We start from the raw sequence: 20,480 nt of genomic DNA on the forward strand, positions 1-20,480 counted from the left end.
AAGATCGAGAGCCCGGATCATCCGCAGGCAACGGCCGGGCTCTCGATCTGCAGCACACCCGAACACCGGTCAACGCCGCTTCGCGACGGCAACCCTTCGTCCTTGGCAAAATAAGGAAGTGTCTGAATGTCCATCCGCATCGCAGTTTCCGTTCTAGCCCTGACCCTTCTGCCTTTGGCCGGCCCGACTTCGGCGCAGGCCGAGGACAGCGCCGACAAAGCCAAGGCGGTGAAGGACGAGGGCGGCAAATATTTGGATGCGGATGGAAATCCAACCTACAAGATCGAGAACGGAACCGTGGATTGGTACACCTTCAGCGGCTATCGCCGCTATCACTCGGACTGCCATGTCTGCCACGGACAGGACGGGATGGGTTCGACCTATGCCCCGGCCCTGGCGAACAGCCTTAAGACAATTGACTACCCTACCTTCCTCTCGATCGTCGCCCAGGGCCGCAAGAACACCGCCAACGGCAAGGAGAACGTCATGCCGGCCTTTGGCGACAACAAGAACGTCTATTGCTACCTGGATGACCTCTACGTCTATCTGCGCGCCCGCGCCGACGGCGCCGCGCCGCGCGGCAGGCCGCCCAAGCACGAGGACAAACCCCAAGCGGCCAAGGATGCCGAAAAATCCTGCATGGGGGGATGACGTGACAGGCCGGGTTGCATCGAAGCCACGTTTCGTTCTGCCCCTGCTCGGCGCGCTCGCCTTGCTGCCATCGGCCGCCTGGGCGCAAGGCGCCGGCCTTGGCGCAGCGGGAGAGCTGGTCGATCCCGACATTCTGCGCGTCTGCGCCGATCCTTCGAACATGCCCTTCACCGACCAGAACGGTAAGGGATTCGAAAACAAGCTGGCCGAGCTGGTCGCCAGGAAGACAGGGCGGAAGTCGGTCGCCTACACATGGTTTCCGACCGTCATGGGCTTCGTGCGCAACACGCTTGCCGCCAACCGATGCGACATCATCATGGGCTATGCCCAGGGCGACGAGCTGGTGCAGAACACCAACGCCTACTATCGCTCCTCCTACGTGCTTGTGCACCCGAAGGGCGATGATCTCGAGGGTGTCGAGACGATCGAGGATCCGAAACTCACCGGTAAGAGGATCGGCGTCGTCGAACGCACGCCGCCGACCGCCAACATGGCCGCCAACAAGCTCTTGCGAACGGCCAAGATCTACCCGCTGGCCGTCGATACGCGCGTCACCCCGTCGATGGGAGAAGTCGTGCTCAAGGACATGCTTGCCGGCAAGATCGACGCGGCGATCCTGTGGGGGCCGATGGCAGGCTACTACGCAAGGCAGCTCGGCGCGAATGTCACGATCGTCCCGCTGGTCAAGGAAAAGACCGGTTCGCGCATGTCCTACCGCATCACCATGGGCGTGCGTCCATCCGACCAGGAATGGAAGCGTATGCTCAACAAGGTGATCCGCGAGAACCAGGCGGAGATCAACAAGCTCCTGCTCGACTACAACGTGCCGCTGATCGACGAACATGACAACCCGATCACGGCGGCGCCGGGGTGAGCGCGATCGGCGCGAAAACGGCGATGGAGGGAAGGAACCGATCTTCGAGGCAGATAGTTTTCTTTAGTTGTTTTGAGAACCCAGTGTTTCATTTGTCCATTTGTGAAGTGATGGACGAGCCATTGCACCGCCCGCAATGGCGTCAATGACATGACCGGCCCCTTCGGGCTGGCAGAAGAGGAGAATGCCATGAAGAAGAGCTGGAAGAAACCGACCATGTGCCAAGTCGCTGCGGGCTTCGAAATTTCGCGGTATCTGCCTGCTGAAATTCCTCCCAGGAAGTAGGCCGCAAGGGTGCATGTCCCTGGCAGCAGGGGCATGCACCCCGCCGCAGGCTTTGCAGCGGGAAACAACGCGGATACAAAGCTTTCTAACGCCGACAAGCCGGTCAGACTGGCCGCGGAGCACGCATTTGCCATGCGCGTGAAGATCATCGGATCGGCGGCCGGAGGCGGCTTTCCGCAATGGAACTGCAATCACCGCCTGAGTCGCGCGGCTCGCAGCGAGATGTTCGGCGTACATTCGCGAACCCAATCATCCATTGCCGCATCGGCGGACGGGACGGGCTGGGTTCTCTTCAACGCATCGCCCGACATCCGCCAGCAGATTGCGCACACGCCTGAGCTGCAGCCCGCGGCCGACGCACCGTTGCGCTCGACGCCTATCCGCGCGGTGGTGCTGACCAATGCCGACGTGGACCATATCGCCGGTCTGCTCAGCCTGCGTGAACGACAGCCCTTCGCGATCTATGCGACGGCACAGGTGCTGGCGACGCTGGAGGCGAATTCGATCTTCAATGTCCTCGATCCGGTGATCGTGCCGCGGCGCCTGCTGGCGCCGACGGAGGAAATGGCGATCCGCGACGCGGACGGCCATCCGACCGGCGTTGTCGTCGGCAGCTTTCCGGTGCCCGGGAAGGTCGCGCTCTATCTCGAGCAAGGAGGCGATCCCGATGCCGACTTCAGCTCCGACACGGGCGACACGATCGGGGTCCGTATCAGCGGGGCCGACGGCAGCGGCGCCGTTTTCTACATTCCGGGCTGCGCGCGCATCGATGCCGCGCTGTGCGCGCGCCTGGCCAATGCCGGCTGCCTTCTGTTCGACGGCACCGTCTACACGGACGACGAGATGATCGCGGCGCGTGTCGGCCAGAAAACCGGCGCGCGCATGGGGCACATCGCAATGTCCGGACAAGCGGGTTCGATTGCCGGCCTGGCCGATGTGAAGATCGCTCGCCGTATCTTCATTCATATCAACAATACCAATCCTGTTCTGGACGAGAATTCCGCCGAACACGCGGCGGTCAGGGCGGCTGGCTGGGAAATCGCCGGCGATGGCATGGAGATGGAATTTTGAGCGATTTCCGCGACGCGACCAGAGGTGGCCTGTCCAAGAGCGAGCTCGAGGCTGTGCTGCGGCAGGTCGGTGACGAGCGCTATCACAACCGCCATCCTTTCCATCACAGAATGACCGGCGGCGCGCTGTCGAAAGCCGAAATGCAGGCCTGGGCGCTGAACCGATATTGCTACCAGGCGGTCATTCCGCGCAAGGACGCCATGATCCTGGCACATGCCGAGGATCCGGCGTTTCGCGCCGCCTGGCGCAAACGCATCGAGGACCATGACGGCGAGGACGGCTGGAGCGGCGGCATCGCGCGCTGGCTGCATCTGGCGACCTCGCTCGGGCTCGATGCCGAAGCGGTCAAAAGCGAAAGGCTGGCGCTGCCGGCGACCCGCTTCGCCGTCGGCGCCTACCTGTCGTTCTGCACCAACCGGACGCTGCTCGAGGCGGTCGCGTCGTCGCTGACCGAGATGTTCTCGCCGCGCATCATCGGCGAGCGGGTGCCGGCGATGCTGGCGAAATACGATTACATCACCGAGGATACGCTGGCCTATTTCAGCCGGCGGCCCGAACAGGCCTCGCGCGACGCAGACTTCGCCCTCGCCTACGTGATGGCTCACGCCGACACGCCCGAACGCCAGCAGCAGGCGATCGATGCGCTGGTGTTCAAATGCGATATACTCTGGGCCATGCTCGATGCTCTCCAGCATGCCTATAGCGCGCCGGGAAACATCCCGCCCGGCGCCTTCCGCCCGGAGGCGGCCCAATGATGGCGCTGCGCGAAAAAGCCATTGTGTCGTTGCGGTCTGCGCCATCGCTGCCCAAGCATGTGCGCATCCAGTACGATCCCGTGCGGCAGGCCTTCGCCGTGCTTTCGCCGGAGAAGGTATTCTGGCCGAACGAGATCAGCCTCGACATACTGCGCCGCTGCGACGGCCAGTCCACCGTCGACAGCATCATCGCCGGTCTTGCGGCCGATTATGACGCAGGCCCGGAGGACGTGGCGGCCGACGTCATCGCCTTCCTGCAGGAATGGTCGGACAAGCTTTTGGTGAAGCTATGAGCGAGCCCATTCTGCCTCCGATCGGCATGCTGGCGGAACTGACGCATCGCTGCCCGCTGCAGTGCCCCTATTGCTCCAATCCGCTCGAATTGCTGAAGGCCAATCGCGAGCTCGACACGCAGACCTGGCTCGATCTCTTCTCGCAGGCCGCCGATCTCGGCGTGCTGCAGGTGCATCTTTCCGGCGGCGAGCCGACCCTGCGCCGCGACCTCGAACAATTGATTGCCGGGCTTTCGGCGCGTGGCGTCTACACCAATCTCATCACCGCCGGCGTCGGCATTGCCGAGGGCCGCATCGAGGCCTTTGCCGAAGCCGGACTCGACCACCTGCAACTGAGCTTCCAGGGCGCCCGACCAGTGACCACCGACCGTATCGGCAACCACCGGGGCAGCCACGAGAAAAAGCTGGAGACGGCGCACCGCGCCCGCGCGGCCGGGCTGCCGCTCACCATCAATGCGCCGGTCCACCGGCACAACATCGAGGAAGTGCCGGAATTCATCGATCTCGCCCTCTCCTTGGATGCCGAGCGGCTCGAGATCGCGAACGTCCAGTATGCCGGTTGGGCGCTCGCCAACCGCGACAGGCTGATGCCCGACCTGGCAGCGGTCAACCGGCAGGCGGACATTGTCGCGGCGGCGCGCGAAAGGCTCGCCGGCATCATGGACATCGACTTCGTCACGGCGGATTATTTTGCCATCTATCCCAAGCCATGCATGGGCGGCTGGGCGCGCGACGCGTTCATGGTGGCTCCCGACGGCACCGTGTTGCCGTGCCATGCCGCCCAGACGATTCCCTCGCTCCGCTTCGAGCGCTTCGGAGAACGCAGGCTCGCCGAAATCTGGACCGATTCAGAGGCATTCAACGCCTTCCGCGGCACCGAATGGATGCAGGAACCTTGCCGAAGCTGCGAACGGCGCGAGGTCGATTGGGGCGGCTGCAGGTGTCAGGCGATGGCGATTGCCGGCGATGCCACCGCAACGGATCCGGCCTGCGTCAAGTCGCCGATCCACAATCGAATGGCGATACTGACCGACGCTGCGCAGGCGGAGGCAGCGCCCAAGGGAAATGAAAGCTTCATTTTCCGGCGGATCGGCGCCGCAACCCGACCTGACACGCGCGCCGAGCCTGCCCACCGATAACGGCCCGAAGGATACCTTGGCCCTTGGCGGTATCGCCTTGTGTCTCTTGCCGATTAGGCGCCGCTCAAGCCCGGAATCCCGGCCAGATCGATCTCGGTGATGTGCCAGCGGCCAAGGTTTGCGGTGTAGAGCTTGTCGCCCTTGAAGGCGATGTTGGTGGGATGCGCCAGCGTCGTCGCAGACGGATCCTCGATCAGCACTTCGAGACCGCTGTCCTTTCGCCAGCGATAGATGCGGCTCGGCTCGTAGCATGAAATGAGCAGTGAGCCGTCGGAAGCGAAGGCGAGCCCGTCGGGAACATTGCGCACGTCTTCGACGACGACCTGCCGGCGTCCCGCCGTACCATCGGTGAGGATCGGCACATAACTGATGCAGGGCGCATCGCTCTCAACCACATAGAGCCCGTTGGCGTCCGGCGCCATGGCCATGCCGTTGGCGAAGGACATCGCTTCCCGGCACCACAGGCCGCCCTCGCCCGTCCTGAGATCGTAACGGAAGATACCCGAGCGATTGTCCTGGCCGACGCTGTCCGAAACGAAGAGCCAGCCTCTCGCCTCGTCGACGATCGGATAGTTGGGCACGCGGATACCGGACGAAGCGAAGCGCTCCATGCGACCTGTCACGGAATCCCAGCGGAAGATCGCGGCATGCCTGAGATCGCAGGCAAAGCAGTTGCCGGCACGGTCGAAGGCAATGCCGAGCAGAAAACCGTCGGTGCCGCCCATGCGCTCGACCGAGCCGCCGTCGGCCGCCAGCCTCAGCAGATCGCCGGTTTCGGTGCCGCACCAGATCGATCCGTCGCGATGGACTGCCACGCCCTCCGGATGCGCGACGCGTGGATTGGTGAAGATGCCGTCGAAGAAGACACGGGCGGCCGACATGTCGAGCAACGGCTTTGCCATGGAACGCTCCTCAGCTTGCGGCGGACGACGTCCGCGCGGCGATGCAGCGCTCGACCATCGCGCGATCGGCCGCGAGGATTTCGACGATCAGAGCGCCACGCTCCTTGGCGCTGACGAATTCCAGACGACGCAGGCCAAGCGGGTCGATGCGGTTTCGCAACACGGCGAGCGTATCGCTGGAGGGCACCGGCACCTCGCGACAATCGGCATCGAATGTCACTTCGAACCCGGTGGCGTCACGGACCTGCTGCTGGGTAACGCCTGGCATGGTTTCGACGACGGTCAATTCCCGCGATGTCTGGTCGAGCCGGAAGATGCAGAGATCGGTGAAAACCAGCGCCTTGCCTGTCCGATAGCCCATCGGCTCGCGTTCGGCCGGCGTCAGCAGTCCGCGGGCGGAACTTGCGATGTCGACCGCGTCCACCAGCGACTGGACCGAATGACGCGGGACGTAAAGCAAGTAGTCGCGATGCATGTTGGCAACGTCGGCCATGCCGCCTTGCCCTGGCAGCCGGATGAGGCCGCCGCTCGGCTTGCTGAGCGCGATGGTGTTGACGCGGCCGTACCGGTCGACCTGCGCCGCGCCGACGATCTCATGCGTCACGGCGCCCGCCTGGTAATAGGTCGAATAGGTGTCGTCGCCGCCGGCATGCGCCACGGCTGTCTCGCAATCGAGGCTTTCGATCAGCGACAGCACCATCGGGCTCGGCGCGATGTCGAGGTGGCCGCAGCTCATCGTCGCGATGATCATGTCCGGCGCGTGCGTCGCCTTGGCCAGCCGGTAGGCGACGTTGGCGAGCGGCGATACCGCCCCGGCGCTGGCGAAGCTCTCATTGTCGAGCTCGGCGGCGATGCGGGCGGCGACGATCTCGTCGACGGTTGCCTTCCCGTTCCCCTGTGCGGGCACCGGCATCGCGAGGACCGTTTCGGCGGTGACCTTGGCCGCTTTTTGAAGCCGCTCCGGTAGGCCGTCAGCAGGCAGGTCGAGCTTGTCCGACAAAGCTGCGTCCTTCGCCGCAAACGCCTCCGACAAGGCCTGATAGTCGGTGACGTAGAATGGCAGGCACGAGGCCGGATAGGCGCCGCCCGGGACCAGCGCTATCGCCGAAACCTGGTTGCGGGTAAGCACGCTCTGGCGGCCGTCCCGCCGCAGCGCTCCGACCGGGACGATTTCCTCGACCGTGGCCAGCACCTGGCGCGCCGCGCCCGCCATGGCGAAGTCCAGCGCCCGCGGCCCGATGATCTCGACATTGCCGCTTTGGTCGGCGCGCTGGGCGTGGACGATGAAGGTGTCGAGCCTGAGCGGTGGGGCAAATCCGGTCTCGGTCCCGGCAAGCGGATCGGGCCTGGCGACCACACCCGGCACGCGCGCCAGCATGTCGGAGCCCTGAGGCAACTGGAACGGCATCGAAGGCAGGTTCTGCTGCGCCGCCCGCAGCGCCTGGATCATGGCCAGTGCCGTCCAATCACGGACGGGGATCGCGCCGTTTTCGGCCGCCGCGCGAAACCTCGGCGGCAGCCCGAAGATGTCGAGGCTGGAAAAGCACAGCTCGACTTCCGCCACCGCGCCCGCATCGAGCAGCAGCTCGAGCGGCAGCCCGCCGGCCCAGGAGACGTAACGCAGATCCTTGACGCCGGACCTGGCGATCGCGCGCAGCAACGCGATCGGCAGCCGGGCGAAGTGGTGGCCGCCGACGCCGAAAGCGTCGGCGTCGCGGACCATCGCCGCCAGCCCCTCGATATCGGTGAAGCGGGGCCGGTTCGGCTTGACCAGGGAAACTGACCTGCGATCTGTCACAGCGCCGAGCCGCTGCACGGTCAGCGCGCCATGCGCCCAGCCGAGGCCGCGATTGTCGTCGCCACTCATGAGCCGGCCTTCTTCACGGCGCTCCTCTCGGCGAACTCCTTGACGCGCCGCTGGCCGATCTCGCTGCGGTAGAGGCCGCCCAATATGTTGCGCTCCATGGCGAGGCCATCCGCCAGATCGCCGGACTCGGCATGGGCCGTCAGGGCCTTCAGGCCTTCGATCGCGGCGGCGGGCTCGGCGGCGATCATCCCGGCCAGTTCCAGCGCGCGCGGCATCAGCCTTTCGACATCGACGATCTCGTTGACCAGGCCGGTGCTCACGAATTCGGAGGCCGGCACGATGGCGCCGGTCATCAGCAGAAGATTGGCGCGGTTGCGGCCGAGCTTGGCGACGCTGCGTTGCGTGCCGCCACCGCCGGGGATCAGCCCGAGCTTGATTTCCGGCAGGCCGAGTTTCGCGAACTGGTTGGCGATCACGATGTCGCAGCACAGCACCAGCTCCATGCCGCCGCCCAGCGCGAAGCCGTTGACCGCCGCGATCACCGGCTTGCGGTTGTTCTCGATCGCCGCATACATGCGCGTCCCGGCAGCCTGGAACGTGTCGAACTCGGCGGCGGTCTGGGCGGCGTATTCCTTGATGTCGGCGCCGGCCATGAAGCCGCGCCCCTCGCCTGTCACCACGATCGCGCCGACGCCGGGGTCAGAGGAGAGAGCCTCGAACGCCTCCGTGATCTCGCCTTGCATGATCCGGTTCATGGCGTTGAGCTGGTCGGCGCGGCGGAAGGTGACGACCGCGACCCGGCCCTGGGTTTCGACCGTGAGTGTCTGGTAGGCGCCCATCCTCAGACCGCGTCCACGGTCATGTCGCCCGACGCTTCGAGTGCAGCGATCTCGTCCTTCGACAGACCGAACTCGGCCAGGATCTCGCGGCCATGCTGGCCGACCAACGGCGCCGGTCGCTCGATGGTCGCGGGCGTCTCGCTCATCTTGACGGCTGGCGCCACCACCTTCACCTTGCCGCCGCGCGGATGATCGTAGCTGGTGATCATGCCCATATGCGTGACCTGCGGGTCTTCCGCCGCGCGACGAATGTCCTTCACCTCGGCGCACCAGATGTCTGCCTTGAGCAGCCGCGCCAAGAGGTCCTGCGTGGCGAATTTCTTCGTCTCGGCATTGACCTTTTCGAACACCTCGTCGCGCTTGTCGAACAGCGTCTTGAGATCGTCGTAGACGGCGAGTTGCGGCGCCTCCAGCACTTCGTAGAGCGTCTTGAACGGGCTCATGGCGATCGACACATAGCCGCCATCCCTGGTCTCGTAGATGCCGAACGGCGCCTGCATGCCGGGATGGCCGATGCCGGAATTCGGCCGCACGAAATCCTCGCCGAGATTGAGCACGGCGACATATTCCTGGTTGAGATGCGCCAGCAGGCCGGCCAGCAGATTGACCTCGATCTTCTGGCCCTTGCCGGTCTTCTCGCGATAATAGAGCGCCGACAGGATGCCGTAGACCATATTCATGGCGCCGATCTGGTCGGCGAGGCCGGCGCCGGCGGGAACCGGGGCCTGGTCGCCGCGGCCGGTGTTGGCGATCAGCCCGGCCAGTCCCTGGATCAGCATGTCCTGTCCGGGGCGCTCGACGTAGGGCCCCTCCTCGCCATAGCCCGAACCCGAGCAGTAGATGATGCGGGGATTGACGGCCTTGAAGTCCTCGTAACCGTAGCCGAGCTTGGCCAGCACGCCAGGGCGAAAGTTCTGCACCACGACATCCGCGGTCCGGGCCATCTCCATGATGATGGCGTGCACCTTGCGGCTTTTCAGGTTGAGCGCGATGGAGCGCTTGTTGCGGTTCCAGGCGAGGAAGTTCGGGCTCTCGGATCCCCCGACCCATTTGGCGAAGAAGGTCATGCCGCGGAACATGTCGCCGGCGCCGGCGCGCTCGATCTTGATGACGTCGGCGCCCATGTCGCCGAGAAGCTGCGTGGCGAACGGCCCCTGCAGCAGATGGCTGAAATCGAGGATACGGACGCCTTCGAGGGCCTTGTTCATTTCATGTCTCGTTTCGTTTTCAAAGCAGTTCGGGAACGTAGCGGGGTGCCGCCGTCAGCCCGCCATCGACGCGCAGGTCGGTGCCGGTGGTGAAGCCGGCCGCATCGGAGGCGAGATAGACGGCGGCCTCGGCCACTTCGGAAGGCTCGCCGATGCGGCCGAGCGGATGCATCTTGACCCAGGCCTTGGCTAGGCTGCCGCCGATCTCCTTGATCAGCCTGTCGTTCATCGGCGTGTTGATGGTGCCGGGCGAGATCGAATTGACGCGGATGTTCATCGGCCCGAACTCCACCGCCATCTGGCGCGTCATCGCCATCACCGCGCCCTTTGCGCCGGCATAGGCGGTCCAGCCGTCGAGGCCGATATGGCCCTGCGCCGAGGCCATGTTGATGATCGATCCCGACTTCTGCGCGATCATGTGCGGCAGCGTGTATTTGCAACCGCGGAACACGCTGGTCAGGTTGACGGCGATCAGCCGGTGCCATTGCTCGTCGGTCATCTCGTGCACCGGCATTCCGCCGATGGCGATGGCGGCGTTGTTGACCAGGATGTCGAGATGTCCGGTCTTCTTCACCGCGCTGTCGATCAGGCCGGCGATATCGGCTTCCTGGGAGACGTCGCAATGGACATAATCGGCGCGGCGGCCGGCCGCGCGAAGTGCCGCGGCGAACGCCTCGCCGGCCTCGTCGGCGATGTCGCCGAGGAAGACATGTGCCCCTTCCCGCGCCATCGCCTCGGCGATCGCGTGGCCGATGCCGTCGGCCGCACCCGTGATGACTGCGGTTTTTCCTTCAAGACGAGCCATGTCAGCCTCCATTCGCGCGCCGGCGCTTCGCTTCGTCGAAGGCGACCGCGGCAATGATGATCATGCCGGTGATGACAAGCTGCCATTCGGTCGGCAGCCCGAGCCCGCGCAGGCCGTTCGACAGGAATTGCAGGATCAGCACGCCCAGCGCCATCCCTGTCAGGCTGCCGATGCCGCCGGCAAGGCTCACGCCGCCGAGAACCGTCGCGGCAACGACCTGGAATTCGAAGTTGAGCCCCGCCGTATGCTGCGCCGAGCCGACACGCGCCGCCAGGATGATGCCGGCAACCGTCGCCAGCAGCGCGCTGATGATGAAGCAGACGAACTTGACGCGCCGTACGTCGTAGCCTGCCAGCCGCGCCACTTCCTGATTGCCGCCGACGGCGTAGATCTGCCGCCCGAACGGCCGGTGCTGCATCATGTAGCCGAAGGCGGCGAGGAGCATGATGGCGATCACCGCCGAATATGGGATGATGTTGAACAGACGCCCGTCGGACAGCGCGATGAAGCTGTCGAGGCTGGCGTCGTCGGGGATCGCGCGCTGGCCGGTGTAGAGATAGACGCCGCCGCGCATGATGAACATCGTGCCCAGCGTCACGATCAGCGAGTTGATGCCGGCATAGGCGACGAGATAGCCGTTCACCACACCGATGATCAGGCCGAACAGCAGCGCTCCGCCGACGCCGAGCAACAGCGAATTGGTATCGTTCATGATGATGATCAGCGGCAGCGCGATGGTCGCCAGCAGCGAGCCGATCGAGATATCGACCTCGCCGGATATGAAGACGATGGCGCAGCCGATGCCGGCGGTGAGCGCCAGCGAGGCCTGGCCCAGCACGTTGGTCATGTTGCGCACGGAGAAGAAATTCTCGACCGTCGCGGAAAAGAACGCCAGCACCAGGATCAGGCAGACGAGCAGCGCCAGTTCCTGCCGGGCAAAGAGCCGCGCCAGCATGGATGGCCGGTCTTTTGCGGAAGCCGTGCTTGCAAGGCTCATCGCTTGCCTCCTCCAAGGGAATGGCGCGTATCGCAAGAAGTGCTGCGGCGATGCGCCATGGTTCTATCCGATCGCCGCATTGAGGATCTTTTCCTGCGTGGCTTCCTCGCGCGACATGATCGAGGTCAGGCGGCCCTCGCACATCACCGCGATGCGGTCGGCGAGGCCGAGCAGCTCCGGCATCTCCGACGTCATCATGACGACCGCCAGGCCCTCGCCGGCGAGCCGGTCGATCAGCGCGAAGATTTCCGACTTGGCGCCGACATCGATGCCGCGTGTCGGCTCGTCGACGACGATGACCTTCAGGCCGCGCATCAGCCAGCGCGAGATCAGCACCTTCTGCTGGTTGCCGCCCGACAGATTCTTGATCTGTTGGAACAGGCTGGGCGTCTTGATGCGGAAGCGGTCGACATAGTCTTGCACCGCCTGATGCTCTTTCGCCTTGTCGACGAAGCCCAATCGGGCGAATGCGCCGAGCGAGGCGAGGCTGGCATTCTGGTAGACGGGCAGCTCGCCCATCAGGCCTTCGCTCTTGCGGTCCTCGGTGAGCAGGCCGATGCCGAGCCGCACGCCGGTGCGCGTGTCGTGCGGCGCGAGGCGCTGACCGTCGACCGTGATGGTGCCCGAAATGATCGGATCGTAGCCGACGATCGCCTTGGCGAGCTCGGTCCGGCCGGCGCCCATCAATCCAAAGAAACCGAGCACCTCGCCGGCGCGCGCCTCGAATGACACGTCGATGAGCTTCTTCGCCGTGCTGAGCTCCTCGACGGAGAGCGCCACCTTGCTGCCCGCCGCGCCGCGCTGACGGGGAAAGAGGTTGTCGATGCGGCGGCCGATCATGTCCTGGATCAGCGTGTCGTTGGTGTGCTCGCCGATCGGCTTGGTCGAGATGTGGCGTCCATCGCGCAGCACCGTCACCGTGTCGGCGATCTCGAACACCTCGTCGAGCTTGTGGCTGACATAGACCACGGCGATGCCGAGCGATGCCAGGCGGCGGATGACGGTGAACAGCAGCGAGACTTCGTTCGGCGTCAGCGAGGATGTCGGTTCGTCCATCACCACCACACGCGCCTCGTGGGCGAGCGCGCGGGCGATCTCGACCATCTGCTGCTGGCTGACCGGCAGCGATCCCGTCCGCGCCGCCGGATCGACGTTGAAGCCGATGCGATTGAACAGCGCCGCCGAGTCCGCGCGGATCTTCTTCCAGTCGATCGAGCCGGTCCTGCCGGTCGGATAGCCTTCGAGGAAGATGTTTTCCGCGACGGTGAATTCGGAGATCAACGCGATCTCCTGGAAGACGACCTTGATGCCCTCCTTCAGGCTGTCGCGCGGCGACTTGATGTCGACCTCGCGCCCGCGCATGCGGATGGTGCCGGCGTCCTTGCCGTAAACGCCTGCCATGATTTTGATCAGCGTCGACTTGCCGGCGCCGTTCTCGCCCATCAGGGCGTGGATCTTGCCGGGCTCCAGGGTGAAGTCGACATTGTCCAGCGCCACCACGCCCGGAAACCGCTTGCCGATGCCGCGCATCTCCAGCGCCGACACATTCGTGTCGATGGCCGCGCCTTCGCCGGGATGAAGGAAATCAACGGACATTGGCTTTGTTCCGGATGATGTCGAGATAGGTCGCCAGGATGATGACGATGCCCGGCACCACCATCTGCAGGTCCTGGTTCCAGCCGAGGATGATGATGCCGTTGTCGATCACCTTCAGCACCAGCACGCCGAGCAGCGTGCCGAACAGCGAGCCGCGGCCGCCGAGCAGGCTGGTGCCGCCGAGAATGACGGCGGCGATCACCGTCAGCTCGAAGCCGCGCCCGGCGGTCGGCTGGCCGGCATTCATCAATGACGACAGGATCATGCCGGCAACGCCGACGCACAGGCCGGTGACGACGAAGGCAAGCAGCTTGAGCCGTTCCGAACGCAGGCCGGAGAGGCGCACCGCCTTTTCATTGGCGCCGACCGCGTAGAGATAGCGGCCGAGCGTGGTGAAGCGCAGCGTCACATAGGCAACAAGGAAGATCAGCGCCGCCAGGATGACGGGAACCGGCACGGCGCCGACATAGCCGGCGCCGAGATCGGTGAAGCTTGCCAGTTGATTGTGGTTCTGCACCGCCTCGCGCGTGAACAGATAGACGCCGCCCTGCAGCATCATCATCGTGCCGATGGTGGCGATCAGCGAATTCACCCTGAGCCTGGTGACGACGAGCCCGTTGAACAGGCCGACGCCGCCGGCAAAGGCGAGTGCCGCCAGCATGCCGAGCGCGAGGCTATGGGTGGAATTGAGCACCGCCATGCCGATGCAGCCGACAAAGGCAAGCGAGGCGCCGACCGACAGGTCGACCTCCGCCGTGATGATGAGCATGGTCATGCCCGAAGCGACGATCAGCACCAGCGCGCATTGGCGCAGGATGGCGATGATGTTGGCCTCCGAATAGAACTGCGGCGCCACGATCGATATGGCGATGCAAAGCACCGTCAGGATGCCGCCCAGCACCAGTTGGCTGCTGCCGAGAAGCTGGCCGCCGATGAAACGCTTCTGCGCGGAAGCGTGTGTAAGCTCGCTCATATCAGTCCGTTCCCGTCGCTAGAGCATGATGCCGAAAAGTGTGAAGCGGTTTTCGGACGACATCATGCTCTATCTCTCGGATTGAGAGACGGATTCAGATTTCAGGTCGAACAGACCTGAAATCATCCGGCTCTAAGGTCAGGCGCCGGCGCCGTGTTTTCGCTGGCCGTCGGCGCCTGGCTGGTGGTCCTTCCCGCGACGCGGGAAGGACCGTGTCGATCGACCTATTTCTTCAGGTCGGCCGAGGTCTTCATGCACTTTGCCGGCGGCTGGAGCGCATTGACGGCATCCCATTTGATGGTGCGGGTCGTGCCGTCATAATCATAGTATTTCTTCCACTCGTCGCCAGTCATCGGCGCGGTCGGGCTGACGATGTGCTCCGGCACCTGCTCGTTGTTGAACAGCTTGACCGCCGCGTCGATGGTCGTGAAACCTTCCTTTTCTGGGAACATGGCGGCCTCGATGCGGTAGGACGGCTCGTTCTGCATGGCGTTGATGAAGGCAAGTCCTTCGCCACCGGTGCCGACCGTCAGCAGGCCGTCCTGCGACTTGCCGGCAGCCTTCCAGGCCTGCAGGCCGCCCAGCGAGGACGAATCGTTGATGCCGTAGATGATGTTGACGTCGGAATTCTTGGCGAGTGCGGCCGAAGACACTTCCAGCGCGCGGTCCGGATTGCCGCCGCCGTCAAGGTCGTGGACCATGACCGCGTCGGGGACGATGGTCTTCAGCCCGTCCATGAAGCCTTGCGAACGCAGCACCGTCGCCGACAGCAACGGCAGGCCGACATTCATCACCTTGGCGACGCCGCCGAGCTTTTCCTTGGCATATTTGCCGGCCTCGACGCCCGAGAAATAGCCGGTGTCGTAGTCGCAGATGGCAACCATCGTGGTCATGCCCTTGACCGGGTTGCCCTCGAGCACCACCGGGATGTTGGCGGCCTTGGCCTGACGCAGCAGCGGCACCACGCCTTCCTCATTCACCGGGGTGATGATCAGCACGTCGACGCCCTTGGCGATGAAGTCTTCGGCCGCGGCGACCTGCTTGGCTATGTCGAGATTGGCGTCCTGCACCTCGACCTCGATTCCCAGTTCCTTGCCATGCGCCTTCATGCCCTTGATGACGTTCTGGTACCACTCATGCGTGGCGTAGTTGGTGACGTAGCCGATGTGCTTGGGCATGTTCTCGGCATGCGCCGCCGCCGCGCCGATGGCCAGCATGGCCGCGGATGCGAGCAGGATTGATTTGGACCAGTGCATTTTTCTCTCCCAGGTTTTCGTTTGTCTCAGTCGCTGAACGGGTAATCCCGCCGTTCCGGGTCGGCACGTGAAGAGCTGTTGGCTTCGCCCCAACCGAGCGCGGCCGATATCTTCTCGGCGGCTGTCCGGGTTCGTTCGAAAACGGTCTGACGGTCGAAACGTGCTGCTTTCTGCGGCAGCAGCGGGACCGTGAGCGCGGCGATGACGGCGCCGACATGGTCGCGCACGGGCATGGAGATGTTGGTGCAGCCCTCGACGGCCAGCGACGCGCGCATCTCGTAGCCGAGCCTGGCCACCTCGTTCAGCCGTGCCTCGATTTCCGCGCGCGTTCCCTGGCCTTCGCCGGCGGCGACGATGCGCTCGACGATGCGGTCGCGCTCGGCCCGGTTCGAGTGGGCGAGCAGCACCGCGCCGGAACTGGTTTCCAGGATCGGGAAATGCGATCCGAGCGCAACCGAATAGCGCATCGGCAGCGGTGAATCGATCTGCAGCACCACCAGCGCGTTCTGCCCTTCGCGCACCACAAGGTGGCAGCTCTGGTCGGCATTGGCGGTCAATTCGCGCATCGCCGGCAGCGCGGATTCGACGAGCCTGTTCACCGGCGGATGCATATGCGCCAGCTCGAACAGTTTCAGCGACAGCCGGAAGCGGTCCGATTGCGTGCGGAAGATGTAGCCGCGCTTCTCCAGCAAAAGCAGGATGCGGTAGATTTCGTGGATGGACCTGCCAAGGCCGGTCGCGATCTCGGTCTGGGTCATCGCATCGGCGCTGGAGGCCATGAACTCCAGCACGTCGAGCGCCTTCTCCACCGCCGGCACGCGATATCCATTGCGGCCGCTTTCACTTTCCTCGAGCGTTTCGGCAATACCGGCAGCCATCACGCAACGCTCCGTTCCGGTTGCCTGGTTTCGCGATAGAGGCGGTTCACGTGGCCGGCGAGCTCCGCAGCGTCGATGTCGCCGGCTATGGCCGCGGCCGCGCGCGGCGCGCATTCGCGGAAGAAGGCGATGAAGCCCGGATGTGTCGGACGCAGATAGGACGAGCTGATCGTGCGCAGCGTCGAGGAGAAGAAATTGCCGGAGAGACGATTGACCTCGGCGTCCTTCCAGGCTGCCAGCGATCCCGGCTGTCCACCCGACTTCACATAGTCGCCGCGCTGATAGTCGGGCGAGCACAGGAACAGCGCGTAGTCGATCGCCTGCTGCTTGTGCTTCGACTGGGCGCTGACGCCGATGCCGGCGCCGCCGAGCAGGGCGCCGGCCGATCGCGGGGTCGGCACGTCGGCAAAGCGCAGATACGGCCTGTCGGTCTTCGCGGCATAGTTCACGTAGCCGAAGGCGAACGGCACATAGACGACGTCGTCATGCGCGACCATGTGGTCGTAGCAGCGGATCGGATTCCAACCGGACGAGTTCGGATGCGACAGCGCCGCAAGCTCGCGCAATTGCCCGACGACCTGCTCGACCATGTCCGTCGCGATGAATTGCTCGCCGTCCTCCTGTGGGTCGCCAAGCGTCAACAGCAGGCACATGGCGTCCGTCGGCACGAAAGGCAGGCCGAGCCATTTCCCGTCCTTGCGCGCCAGCCGGCCGAGCGCGACCACCTCTTCATGCGTGTGGGGCACCGGTGCGTAGCGTTCCAGCAGGTCCGGGCGATACGAAGCGACGTGGCAGGCGGCATCGATCGGCAATGCCCATTGGCGCCCGCTCTTCTCGTAGGACCGCCAGGACGGACCGACGGAATCCTGCTCGAAGAAGCGGACCTGCTCCGCCGACAGATAGGCGTCGAACGGCACCATCAGCTCGTCCTGCGCGATGTCGCCGATGAAGGGATGGTCGAACACGACCAGATCGTAGGCCGAGAGCACGGGGCCGAGCGCGCCCTCGCCGAATTCATAGAGGCTGCGCCGGTCCCATTCGATCTCTAGGCCGGGATTGGCGGCGCGATACGGCCCGACACTGGCATCCAGCGGACCCCAGCAACGTCGATGATCCCATGCAAGACCGCGCAGTCTTGTCATATCCGGCAATTCCTCCCTGCAAACCGGGCATGTGCCCGGTCCGCAAACCACTAGCAGGTATTTTTACCTGAGCAAATAGTTTTTACATACGCAAACCGTCTCAAGCCAGCCCGAACCGTTCGACGGCCCGCATGATGCCGCGCAACTCGGCGAGACCCTTGAGCCGGCCGATCAGCGAGTAGCCGGGATTGATCCTGGCCTTGCCGATGTCGTCGGCGAGCAGATGTCCGTGGTCCGGCCGCATCGGGATGCGCCAGTCGGCGCGGCCTTCCTTGCGACGGCGAGCCTCCTCCTGCATCAGCGCGAGGATGACATGCGCCATGTCGGTGCCGCCCTCGAGGTGCTCGGCCTCGTGGAACGAGCCGTCATCCTCGATTGTGACGTTGCGCAGATGGACGAAATGGATGCGCTCAGCGAACTCCTTGATCATGGCGACAATGTCGTTGTCGGCGCGCGTGCCGTAGGAACCGGTGCAGAAGGTCAGGCCATTGGCCGGGCTGTCGACGGCATTGAGGATGAAGCGCGCATCCTCGGCGGTCGAGACGATGCGCGGCAGGCCGTAGAGCGAGAATGGCGGATCGTCGGGATGGATGCACATGCGCACCCCTTCCTCCTCGGCCACCGGAATGATCTCGCGCAGGAACCAGGCCAGGTTCTCGCGCAATTCCTTCGGCCCGATCGCATCGTAGTCGGCCAAGGCCTCGCGAAAGCTGTCGCGGTTGTAGGCGCGCTCGGTGGCGGGCAGGCCGGCGATGAGATTGCGCTCGATCCCGTCGATCTTCTCGTCGCTAAGCTCCTTCAGCCGCGCTTCCGCCTCGGCGATGCGGGCAGGCGTATAGCCGGCCTCGGCATTCCGGCGCTTCAGTACGAACAGGTCGTAGGCGGCGAAATCGATCGCATCGAAACGCAGCGCATAACCTGTCGTCGGCAGGCGGTAGGCCAGATCCGTGCGGGTCCAGTCGACCACAGGCATGAAGTTGTAGCAGATCGTCGCGATGCCGGCCTTGGCGAGGGCACGGATCGTGTCCTTGTAGAAGCCGACATAGCGGAGCCGCTCCGGCGATCCGATCTTGATTGAGTTGTGGACAGGAATGCTCTCGACCACCGACCAGGTCAGTCCTGCCGCCTCGATGATCCGCTTGCGCTCGAGAATATTTTCCAGCGGCCAGACGCGCCCGTCATAGATGCCGTGCAGGGCCGAGACCACGCCCGTCGCGCCCGCCTGTTTGACGTGATCGAGGGTCACCGGATCGTCCGGACCGTACCAGCGCCAGGTTTGTTCCATTTGCCGCTTTCCTCCGTGAGAGGTCGGCAACTTATTGTTGGACCACAATGGGAGTCAAATTAAAATTTGGCGCTCACGAATGGGCTGATCTTTCGGGGAAGCCGGGAAAATTCGCCAACATCAAGCCCAAAACCGGTTGTTTTCCTCAAATCATACGATATGTTGGTCCAACAATTAGGAGGATCGATGCCGGAAAATTCGCAAGCCGTGCGCGATAACGTCGCCGCCCGCCGCGCCGGCGGCAGCTCCGCGGTCGACACTGCGGCAGGACGGATCCTCGACCTTATTCGCGCGCGACAGCTCAATGTCGGCGACGTGCTGCCGACGGAACGCGAGCTCAGCGAGATCACCGGCGCCAGCCGCAACACGGTGCGCGAGGCGTTGCGCACCATCCGCACCTATGGACTGATCGAGCCCAAACCGCGCGTCGGCGCGGTGCTCGCCGACGGGCAGAGCATCGCCATCCAGAATTTCTTCGCCGCCCACATGGATGTTTCGCGCTCGTCCTTTGCCGACATCCAGGGTTTCAGGCGCATCATCGAGGTCGGCATCGGCGACCACATCGTGCTCAATGCCACGAGCGAGCAGATCGAGGCGCTCGACGAGATCAATGCCCGGATCGTCGACAGCCGCTCGATCGAGGAAGCCGCCGAGAACGATTTCAATTTCCACAGGGCGCTGATCGGGCTGGCGGACAACCGCATGCTCACCGACATGTATTCCTTCCTGTCGCCCGTGATCCTGCGGATCATGACCATCGGCAAGGAAATGCGCCCGGTGTTGGCCGACACCCGTGCCGCGCATGGCGAGATCATCGCCGCGCTACGCGCGCGCGACAGGCTGGCTTACGCCTATCTGATGAGCCGCCATCTCGATTTCGCCCTGCGATTCCTGCCGGAAGAACCGGCTTCCGACAATGACTGAGGGAGTTTCCGCAATGAAGGATTTTGAAGGCAAGGTCGCGCTGGTTACCGGGACGACCGGGATCGGTCTCGCGACCGCCAGGCGCCTTGCCGCCGGCGGCGCCGCGATCGTCGCCTGCGGCATCGACCGCTTGGCCAATGCCGCGATGCGAGCGGAGCTGGGAAGTTCAGGGGCCGGCACGCTGGTCGTGGACACCGACGTCTCCGTGCAAGACCAGGTCCGCGACGCCGTCGCTGCCGGCGTCGAGCGCTTCGGCGGCCTCGACGTGATCGTCAATTCGGCGGCGGTCCATCCCTATGGAACCGCGACGACGACCGACTGGGAAACCTGGAACAAGGCAATGACGGTCAATGTCGGCTCGATCTATCTGACCGCCCATTTCGGCATCCCGGAAATGATCAAGCGCGGCGGCGGCGCCATCGTCAACGTCGCCTCGGTGCAGGGTTTCGCCTGCCAGCAGAACGTCGCCGCCTATGCCACCACCAAGGGCGCCATCCACACGCTGACGCGTTCGCTGGCGCTCGACTATGCGGCGGCCGGCATCCGGATCAATTCGATCAGCCCCGGCTCGATCCGCACGCCGATCCTGGAGAAGGCCGCGCGTGGCGAAAACGGCAGCGATGCCGACGTCGAGGAAGCCTACAGGCGCTTCGGCGCGGCCCATCCGCTCGGCCGCATCGGCGAGCCCGAGGAAGTGGCGGAGCTTATCGCCTTTCTGTGCTCTTCCAAGGCCGGCTTCTGCACCGGCGCGGACTACAAAATAGATGGCGGCCTGACCGCTGGCATTGGCGTGAAATGAC

At 64.4% G+C, this 20,480-nt stretch carries 21 protein-coding genes; 8 read left to right on the forward strand and 13 right to left on the reverse strand.

The annotated features are described in order from the left end of the window. Positions 1–126 precede the first annotated feature (126 nt). Positions 127–651 carry a c-type cytochrome, methanol metabolism-related gene (locus tag FJ417_RS16290; protein WP_140640331.1) on the forward strand — a complete coding sequence of 175 codons (525 nt, stop codon included), beginning with the start codon at positions 127–129 and terminating at the stop codon, positions 649–651. Next, a complete protein-coding gene (locus FJ417_RS16295) occupies positions 623–1,525 on the forward strand; it encodes a substrate-binding domain-containing protein (protein ID WP_140784162.1) in 903 nt (300 codons plus the stop codon). The genes FJ417_RS16290 and FJ417_RS16295 overlap by 29 nt, the downstream gene beginning before the upstream one ends. Here FJ417_RS16295 and FJ417_RS33120 read toward each other — a convergent pair. Further along, positions 1,468–1,959, reverse strand: coding sequence for a hypothetical protein (locus FJ417_RS33120; RefSeq protein WP_181183224.1), 492 nt, complete (start codon positions 1,957–1,959; stop codon positions 1,468–1,470). The genes FJ417_RS16295 and FJ417_RS33120 overlap by 58 nt on opposite strands. On the opposite strand from FJ417_RS33120, the gene pqqB reads away from it, so the two are divergent. Genes pqqB through pqqE form a run of 4 tightly spaced genes read left to right on the forward strand, consistent with a single transcriptional unit; the run spans position 1,943 to position 5,068 of the window. Further along, on the forward strand, positions 1,943–2,881 hold the full coding sequence (gene pqqB / locus FJ417_RS16305) for a pyrroloquinoline quinone biosynthesis protein PqqB (protein ID WP_140784163.1): 939 nt from the start codon (positions 1,943–1,945) through the stop codon (positions 2,879–2,881). The genes FJ417_RS33120 and pqqB overlap by 17 nt on opposite strands. Further along, complete coding sequence (gene pqqC / locus FJ417_RS16310; protein ID WP_140784164.1) at positions 2,878–3,636, forward strand: pyrroloquinoline-quinone synthase PqqC; 759 nt, start codon at positions 2,878–2,880, stop codon at positions 3,634–3,636. The genes pqqB and pqqC overlap by 4 nt, the downstream gene beginning before the upstream one ends. Beyond that, on the forward strand, positions 3,633–3,929 hold the full coding sequence (gene pqqD, locus FJ417_RS16315; protein ID WP_140784165.1) for a pyrroloquinoline quinone biosynthesis peptide chaperone PqqD: 297 nt from the start codon (positions 3,633–3,635) through the stop codon (positions 3,927–3,929). The genes pqqC and pqqD overlap by 4 nt, the downstream gene beginning before the upstream one ends. Then, on the forward strand, positions 3,926–5,068 hold the full coding sequence (pqqE, locus tag FJ417_RS16320; protein ID WP_140784166.1) for a pyrroloquinoline quinone biosynthesis protein PqqE: 1,143 nt from the start codon (positions 3,926–3,928) through the stop codon (positions 5,066–5,068). The genes pqqD and pqqE overlap by 4 nt, the downstream gene beginning before the upstream one ends. A gap of 53 nt (positions 5,069–5,121) precedes the next feature. Here the strand turns inward: pqqE and FJ417_RS16325 are convergent, their stop codons facing one another. From FJ417_RS16325 to uxuA, 12 genes are all read right to left on the reverse strand, one after another. Beyond that, positions 5,122–5,970, reverse strand: coding sequence for an SMP-30/gluconolactonase/LRE family protein (locus FJ417_RS16325; protein WP_140784167.1), 849 nt, complete (start codon positions 5,968–5,970; stop codon positions 5,122–5,124). Between the two features lie 10 nt (positions 5,971–5,980). Then, complete coding sequence (locus tag FJ417_RS16330; protein ID WP_181183225.1) at positions 5,981–7,837, reverse strand: CoA-transferase; 1,857 nt, start codon at positions 7,835–7,837, stop codon at positions 5,981–5,983. After that, entirely contained in the window at positions 7,834–8,616 is a 783-nt protein-coding gene (locus FJ417_RS16335; RefSeq protein WP_140652853.1) for an enoyl-CoA hydratase/isomerase family protein, read from the reverse strand. The genes FJ417_RS16330 and FJ417_RS16335 overlap by 4 nt, the downstream gene beginning before the upstream one ends. 2 nt (positions 8,617–8,618) lie before the next feature. Then, positions 8,619–9,824, reverse strand: coding sequence for a CaiB/BaiF CoA-transferase family protein (locus FJ417_RS16340; protein ID WP_140784168.1), 1,206 nt, complete (start codon positions 9,822–9,824; stop codon positions 8,619–8,621). Between the two features lie 19 nt (positions 9,825–9,843). Beyond that, positions 9,844–10,629, reverse strand: a complete 786-nt coding sequence (locus tag FJ417_RS16345; protein WP_140784169.1) for an SDR family oxidoreductase — start codon at positions 10,627–10,629, stop codon at positions 9,844–9,846. A 1-nt stretch (position 10,630) separates the two neighbouring features. Further along, a complete protein-coding gene (locus tag FJ417_RS16350; protein ID WP_140784170.1) occupies positions 10,631–11,626 on the reverse strand; it encodes an ABC transporter permease in 996 nt (331 codons plus the stop codon). Between the two features lie 63 nt (positions 11,627–11,689). Then, entirely contained in the window at positions 11,690–13,222 is a 1,533-nt protein-coding gene (locus FJ417_RS16355; RefSeq protein WP_140784171.1) for a sugar ABC transporter ATP-binding protein, read from the reverse strand. Continuing rightward, positions 13,212–14,195, reverse strand: coding sequence for an ABC transporter permease (locus tag FJ417_RS16360; RefSeq protein WP_140784172.1), 984 nt, complete (start codon positions 14,193–14,195; stop codon positions 13,212–13,214). Before FJ417_RS16360 ends, FJ417_RS16355 begins: the two co-directional genes overlap by 11 nt. 224 nt (positions 14,196–14,419) lie before the next feature. Further along, on the reverse strand, positions 14,420–15,451 hold the full coding sequence (locus FJ417_RS16365) for a sugar ABC transporter substrate-binding protein (protein WP_140652841.1): 1,032 nt from the start codon (positions 15,449–15,451) through the stop codon (positions 14,420–14,422). Positions 15,452–15,477: 26 nt separating this feature from the next. Then, entirely contained in the window at positions 15,478–16,329 is an 852-nt protein-coding gene (locus FJ417_RS16370) for an IclR family transcriptional regulator (RefSeq protein ID WP_140784173.1), read from the reverse strand. Continuing rightward, complete coding sequence (locus FJ417_RS16375) at positions 16,329–17,471, reverse strand: extracellular solute-binding protein (protein ID WP_140784174.1); 1,143 nt, start codon at positions 17,469–17,471, stop codon at positions 16,329–16,331. Before FJ417_RS16375 ends, FJ417_RS16370 begins: the two co-directional genes overlap by 1 nt. Positions 17,472–17,571: 100 nt before the next feature. Continuing rightward, positions 17,572–18,756, reverse strand: a complete 1,185-nt coding sequence (uxuA, locus tag FJ417_RS16380) for a mannonate dehydratase (RefSeq protein ID WP_140784175.1) — start codon at positions 18,754–18,756, stop codon at positions 17,572–17,574. Between the two features lie 186 nt (positions 18,757–18,942). On the opposite strand from uxuA, the gene FJ417_RS16385 reads away from it, so the two are divergent. Together FJ417_RS16385 and FJ417_RS16390 are read left to right on the forward strand one after the other, a co-directional pair. Then, positions 18,943–19,680 (forward strand): FCD domain-containing protein, encoded by a 738-nt coding sequence (locus FJ417_RS16385; RefSeq protein ID WP_181183226.1) that lies wholly within the window; start codon positions 18,943–18,945, stop codon positions 19,678–19,680. Between the two features lie 13 nt (positions 19,681–19,693). Continuing rightward, positions 19,694–20,479, forward strand: a complete 786-nt coding sequence (locus tag FJ417_RS16390; RefSeq protein ID WP_140784176.1) for an SDR family oxidoreductase — start codon at positions 19,694–19,696, stop codon at positions 20,477–20,479. Position 20,480 lies beyond the last annotated feature (1 nt).

Origin of the sequence: Mesorhizobium sp. B3-1-7 (assembly GCF_006439385.1) — a bacterium.
GTDB lineage: Bacteria > Pseudomonadota > Alphaproteobacteria > Rhizobiales > Rhizobiaceae > Mesorhizobium.

Bases quoted from the DNA above. Each gene is read 5' to 3' on its own strand.
- FJ417_RS16295 (WP_140784162.1), top strand. From the start codon at position 623: ATGCCGAAAAATCCTGCATGGGGGGATGACGTGACAGGCCGGGTTGCA.
- uxuA (WP_140784175.1), bottom strand. From the start codon at position 18,756: ATGGAACAAACCTGGCGCTGGTACGGTCCGGACGATCCGGTGACCCTC.
- FJ417_RS16370 (WP_140784173.1), bottom strand. From the start codon at position 16,329: ATGGCTGCCGGTATTGCCGAAACGCTCGAGGAAAGTGAAAGCGGCCGC.
- FJ417_RS16345 (WP_140784169.1), bottom strand. From the start codon at position 10,629: ATGGCTCGTCTTGAAGGAAAAACCGCAGTCATCACGGGTGCGGCCGAC.
- pqqB (WP_140784163.1), top strand. From the start codon at position 1,943: ATGCGCGTGAAGATCATCGGATCGGCGGCCGGAGGCGGCTTTCCGCAA.
- pqqE (WP_140784166.1), top strand. From the start codon at position 3,926: ATGAGCGAGCCCATTCTGCCTCCGATCGGCATGCTGGCGGAACTGACG.
- FJ417_RS16350 (WP_140784170.1), bottom strand. From the start codon at position 11,626: ATGAGCCTTGCAAGCACGGCTTCCGCAAAAGACCGGCCATCCATGCTG.
- FJ417_RS16335 (WP_140652853.1), bottom strand. From the start codon at position 8,616: ATGGGCGCCTACCAGACACTCACGGTCGAAACCCAGGGCCGGGTCGCG.
- FJ417_RS16390 (WP_140784176.1), top strand. From the start codon at position 19,694: ATGAAGGATTTTGAAGGCAAGGTCGCGCTGGTTACCGGGACGACCGGG.
- FJ417_RS33120 (WP_181183224.1), bottom strand. From the start codon at position 1,959: ATGATCTTCACGCGCATGGCAAATGCGTGCTCCGCGGCCAGTCTGACC.
- FJ417_RS16360 (WP_140784172.1), bottom strand. From the start codon at position 14,195: ATGAGCGAGCTTACACACGCTTCCGCGCAGAAGCGTTTCATCGGCGGC.
- FJ417_RS16290 (WP_140640331.1), top strand. From the start codon at position 127: ATGTCCATCCGCATCGCAGTTTCCGTTCTAGCCCTGACCCTTCTGCCT.
- FJ417_RS16375 (WP_140784174.1), bottom strand. From the start codon at position 17,471: ATGACAAGACTGCGCGGTCTTGCATGGGATCATCGACGTTGCTGGGGT.
- pqqD (WP_140784165.1), top strand. From the start codon at position 3,633: ATGATGGCGCTGCGCGAAAAAGCCATTGTGTCGTTGCGGTCTGCGCCA.
- FJ417_RS16330 (WP_181183225.1), bottom strand. From the start codon at position 7,837: ATGAGTGGCGACGACAATCGCGGCCTCGGCTGGGCGCATGGCGCGCTG.
- FJ417_RS16385 (WP_181183226.1), top strand. From the start codon at position 18,943: ATGCCGGAAAATTCGCAAGCCGTGCGCGATAACGTCGCCGCCCGCCGC.
- FJ417_RS16365 (WP_140652841.1), bottom strand. From the start codon at position 15,451: ATGCACTGGTCCAAATCAATCCTGCTCGCATCCGCGGCCATGCTGGCC.
- FJ417_RS16340 (WP_140784168.1), bottom strand. From the start codon at position 9,824: ATGAACAAGGCCCTCGAAGGCGTCCGTATCCTCGATTTCAGCCATCTG.
- FJ417_RS16355 (WP_140784171.1), bottom strand. From the start codon at position 13,222: ATGTCCGTTGATTTCCTTCATCCCGGCGAAGGCGCGGCCATCGACACG.
- FJ417_RS16325 (WP_140784167.1), bottom strand. From the start codon at position 5,970: ATGGCAAAGCCGTTGCTCGACATGTCGGCCGCCCGTGTCTTCTTCGAC.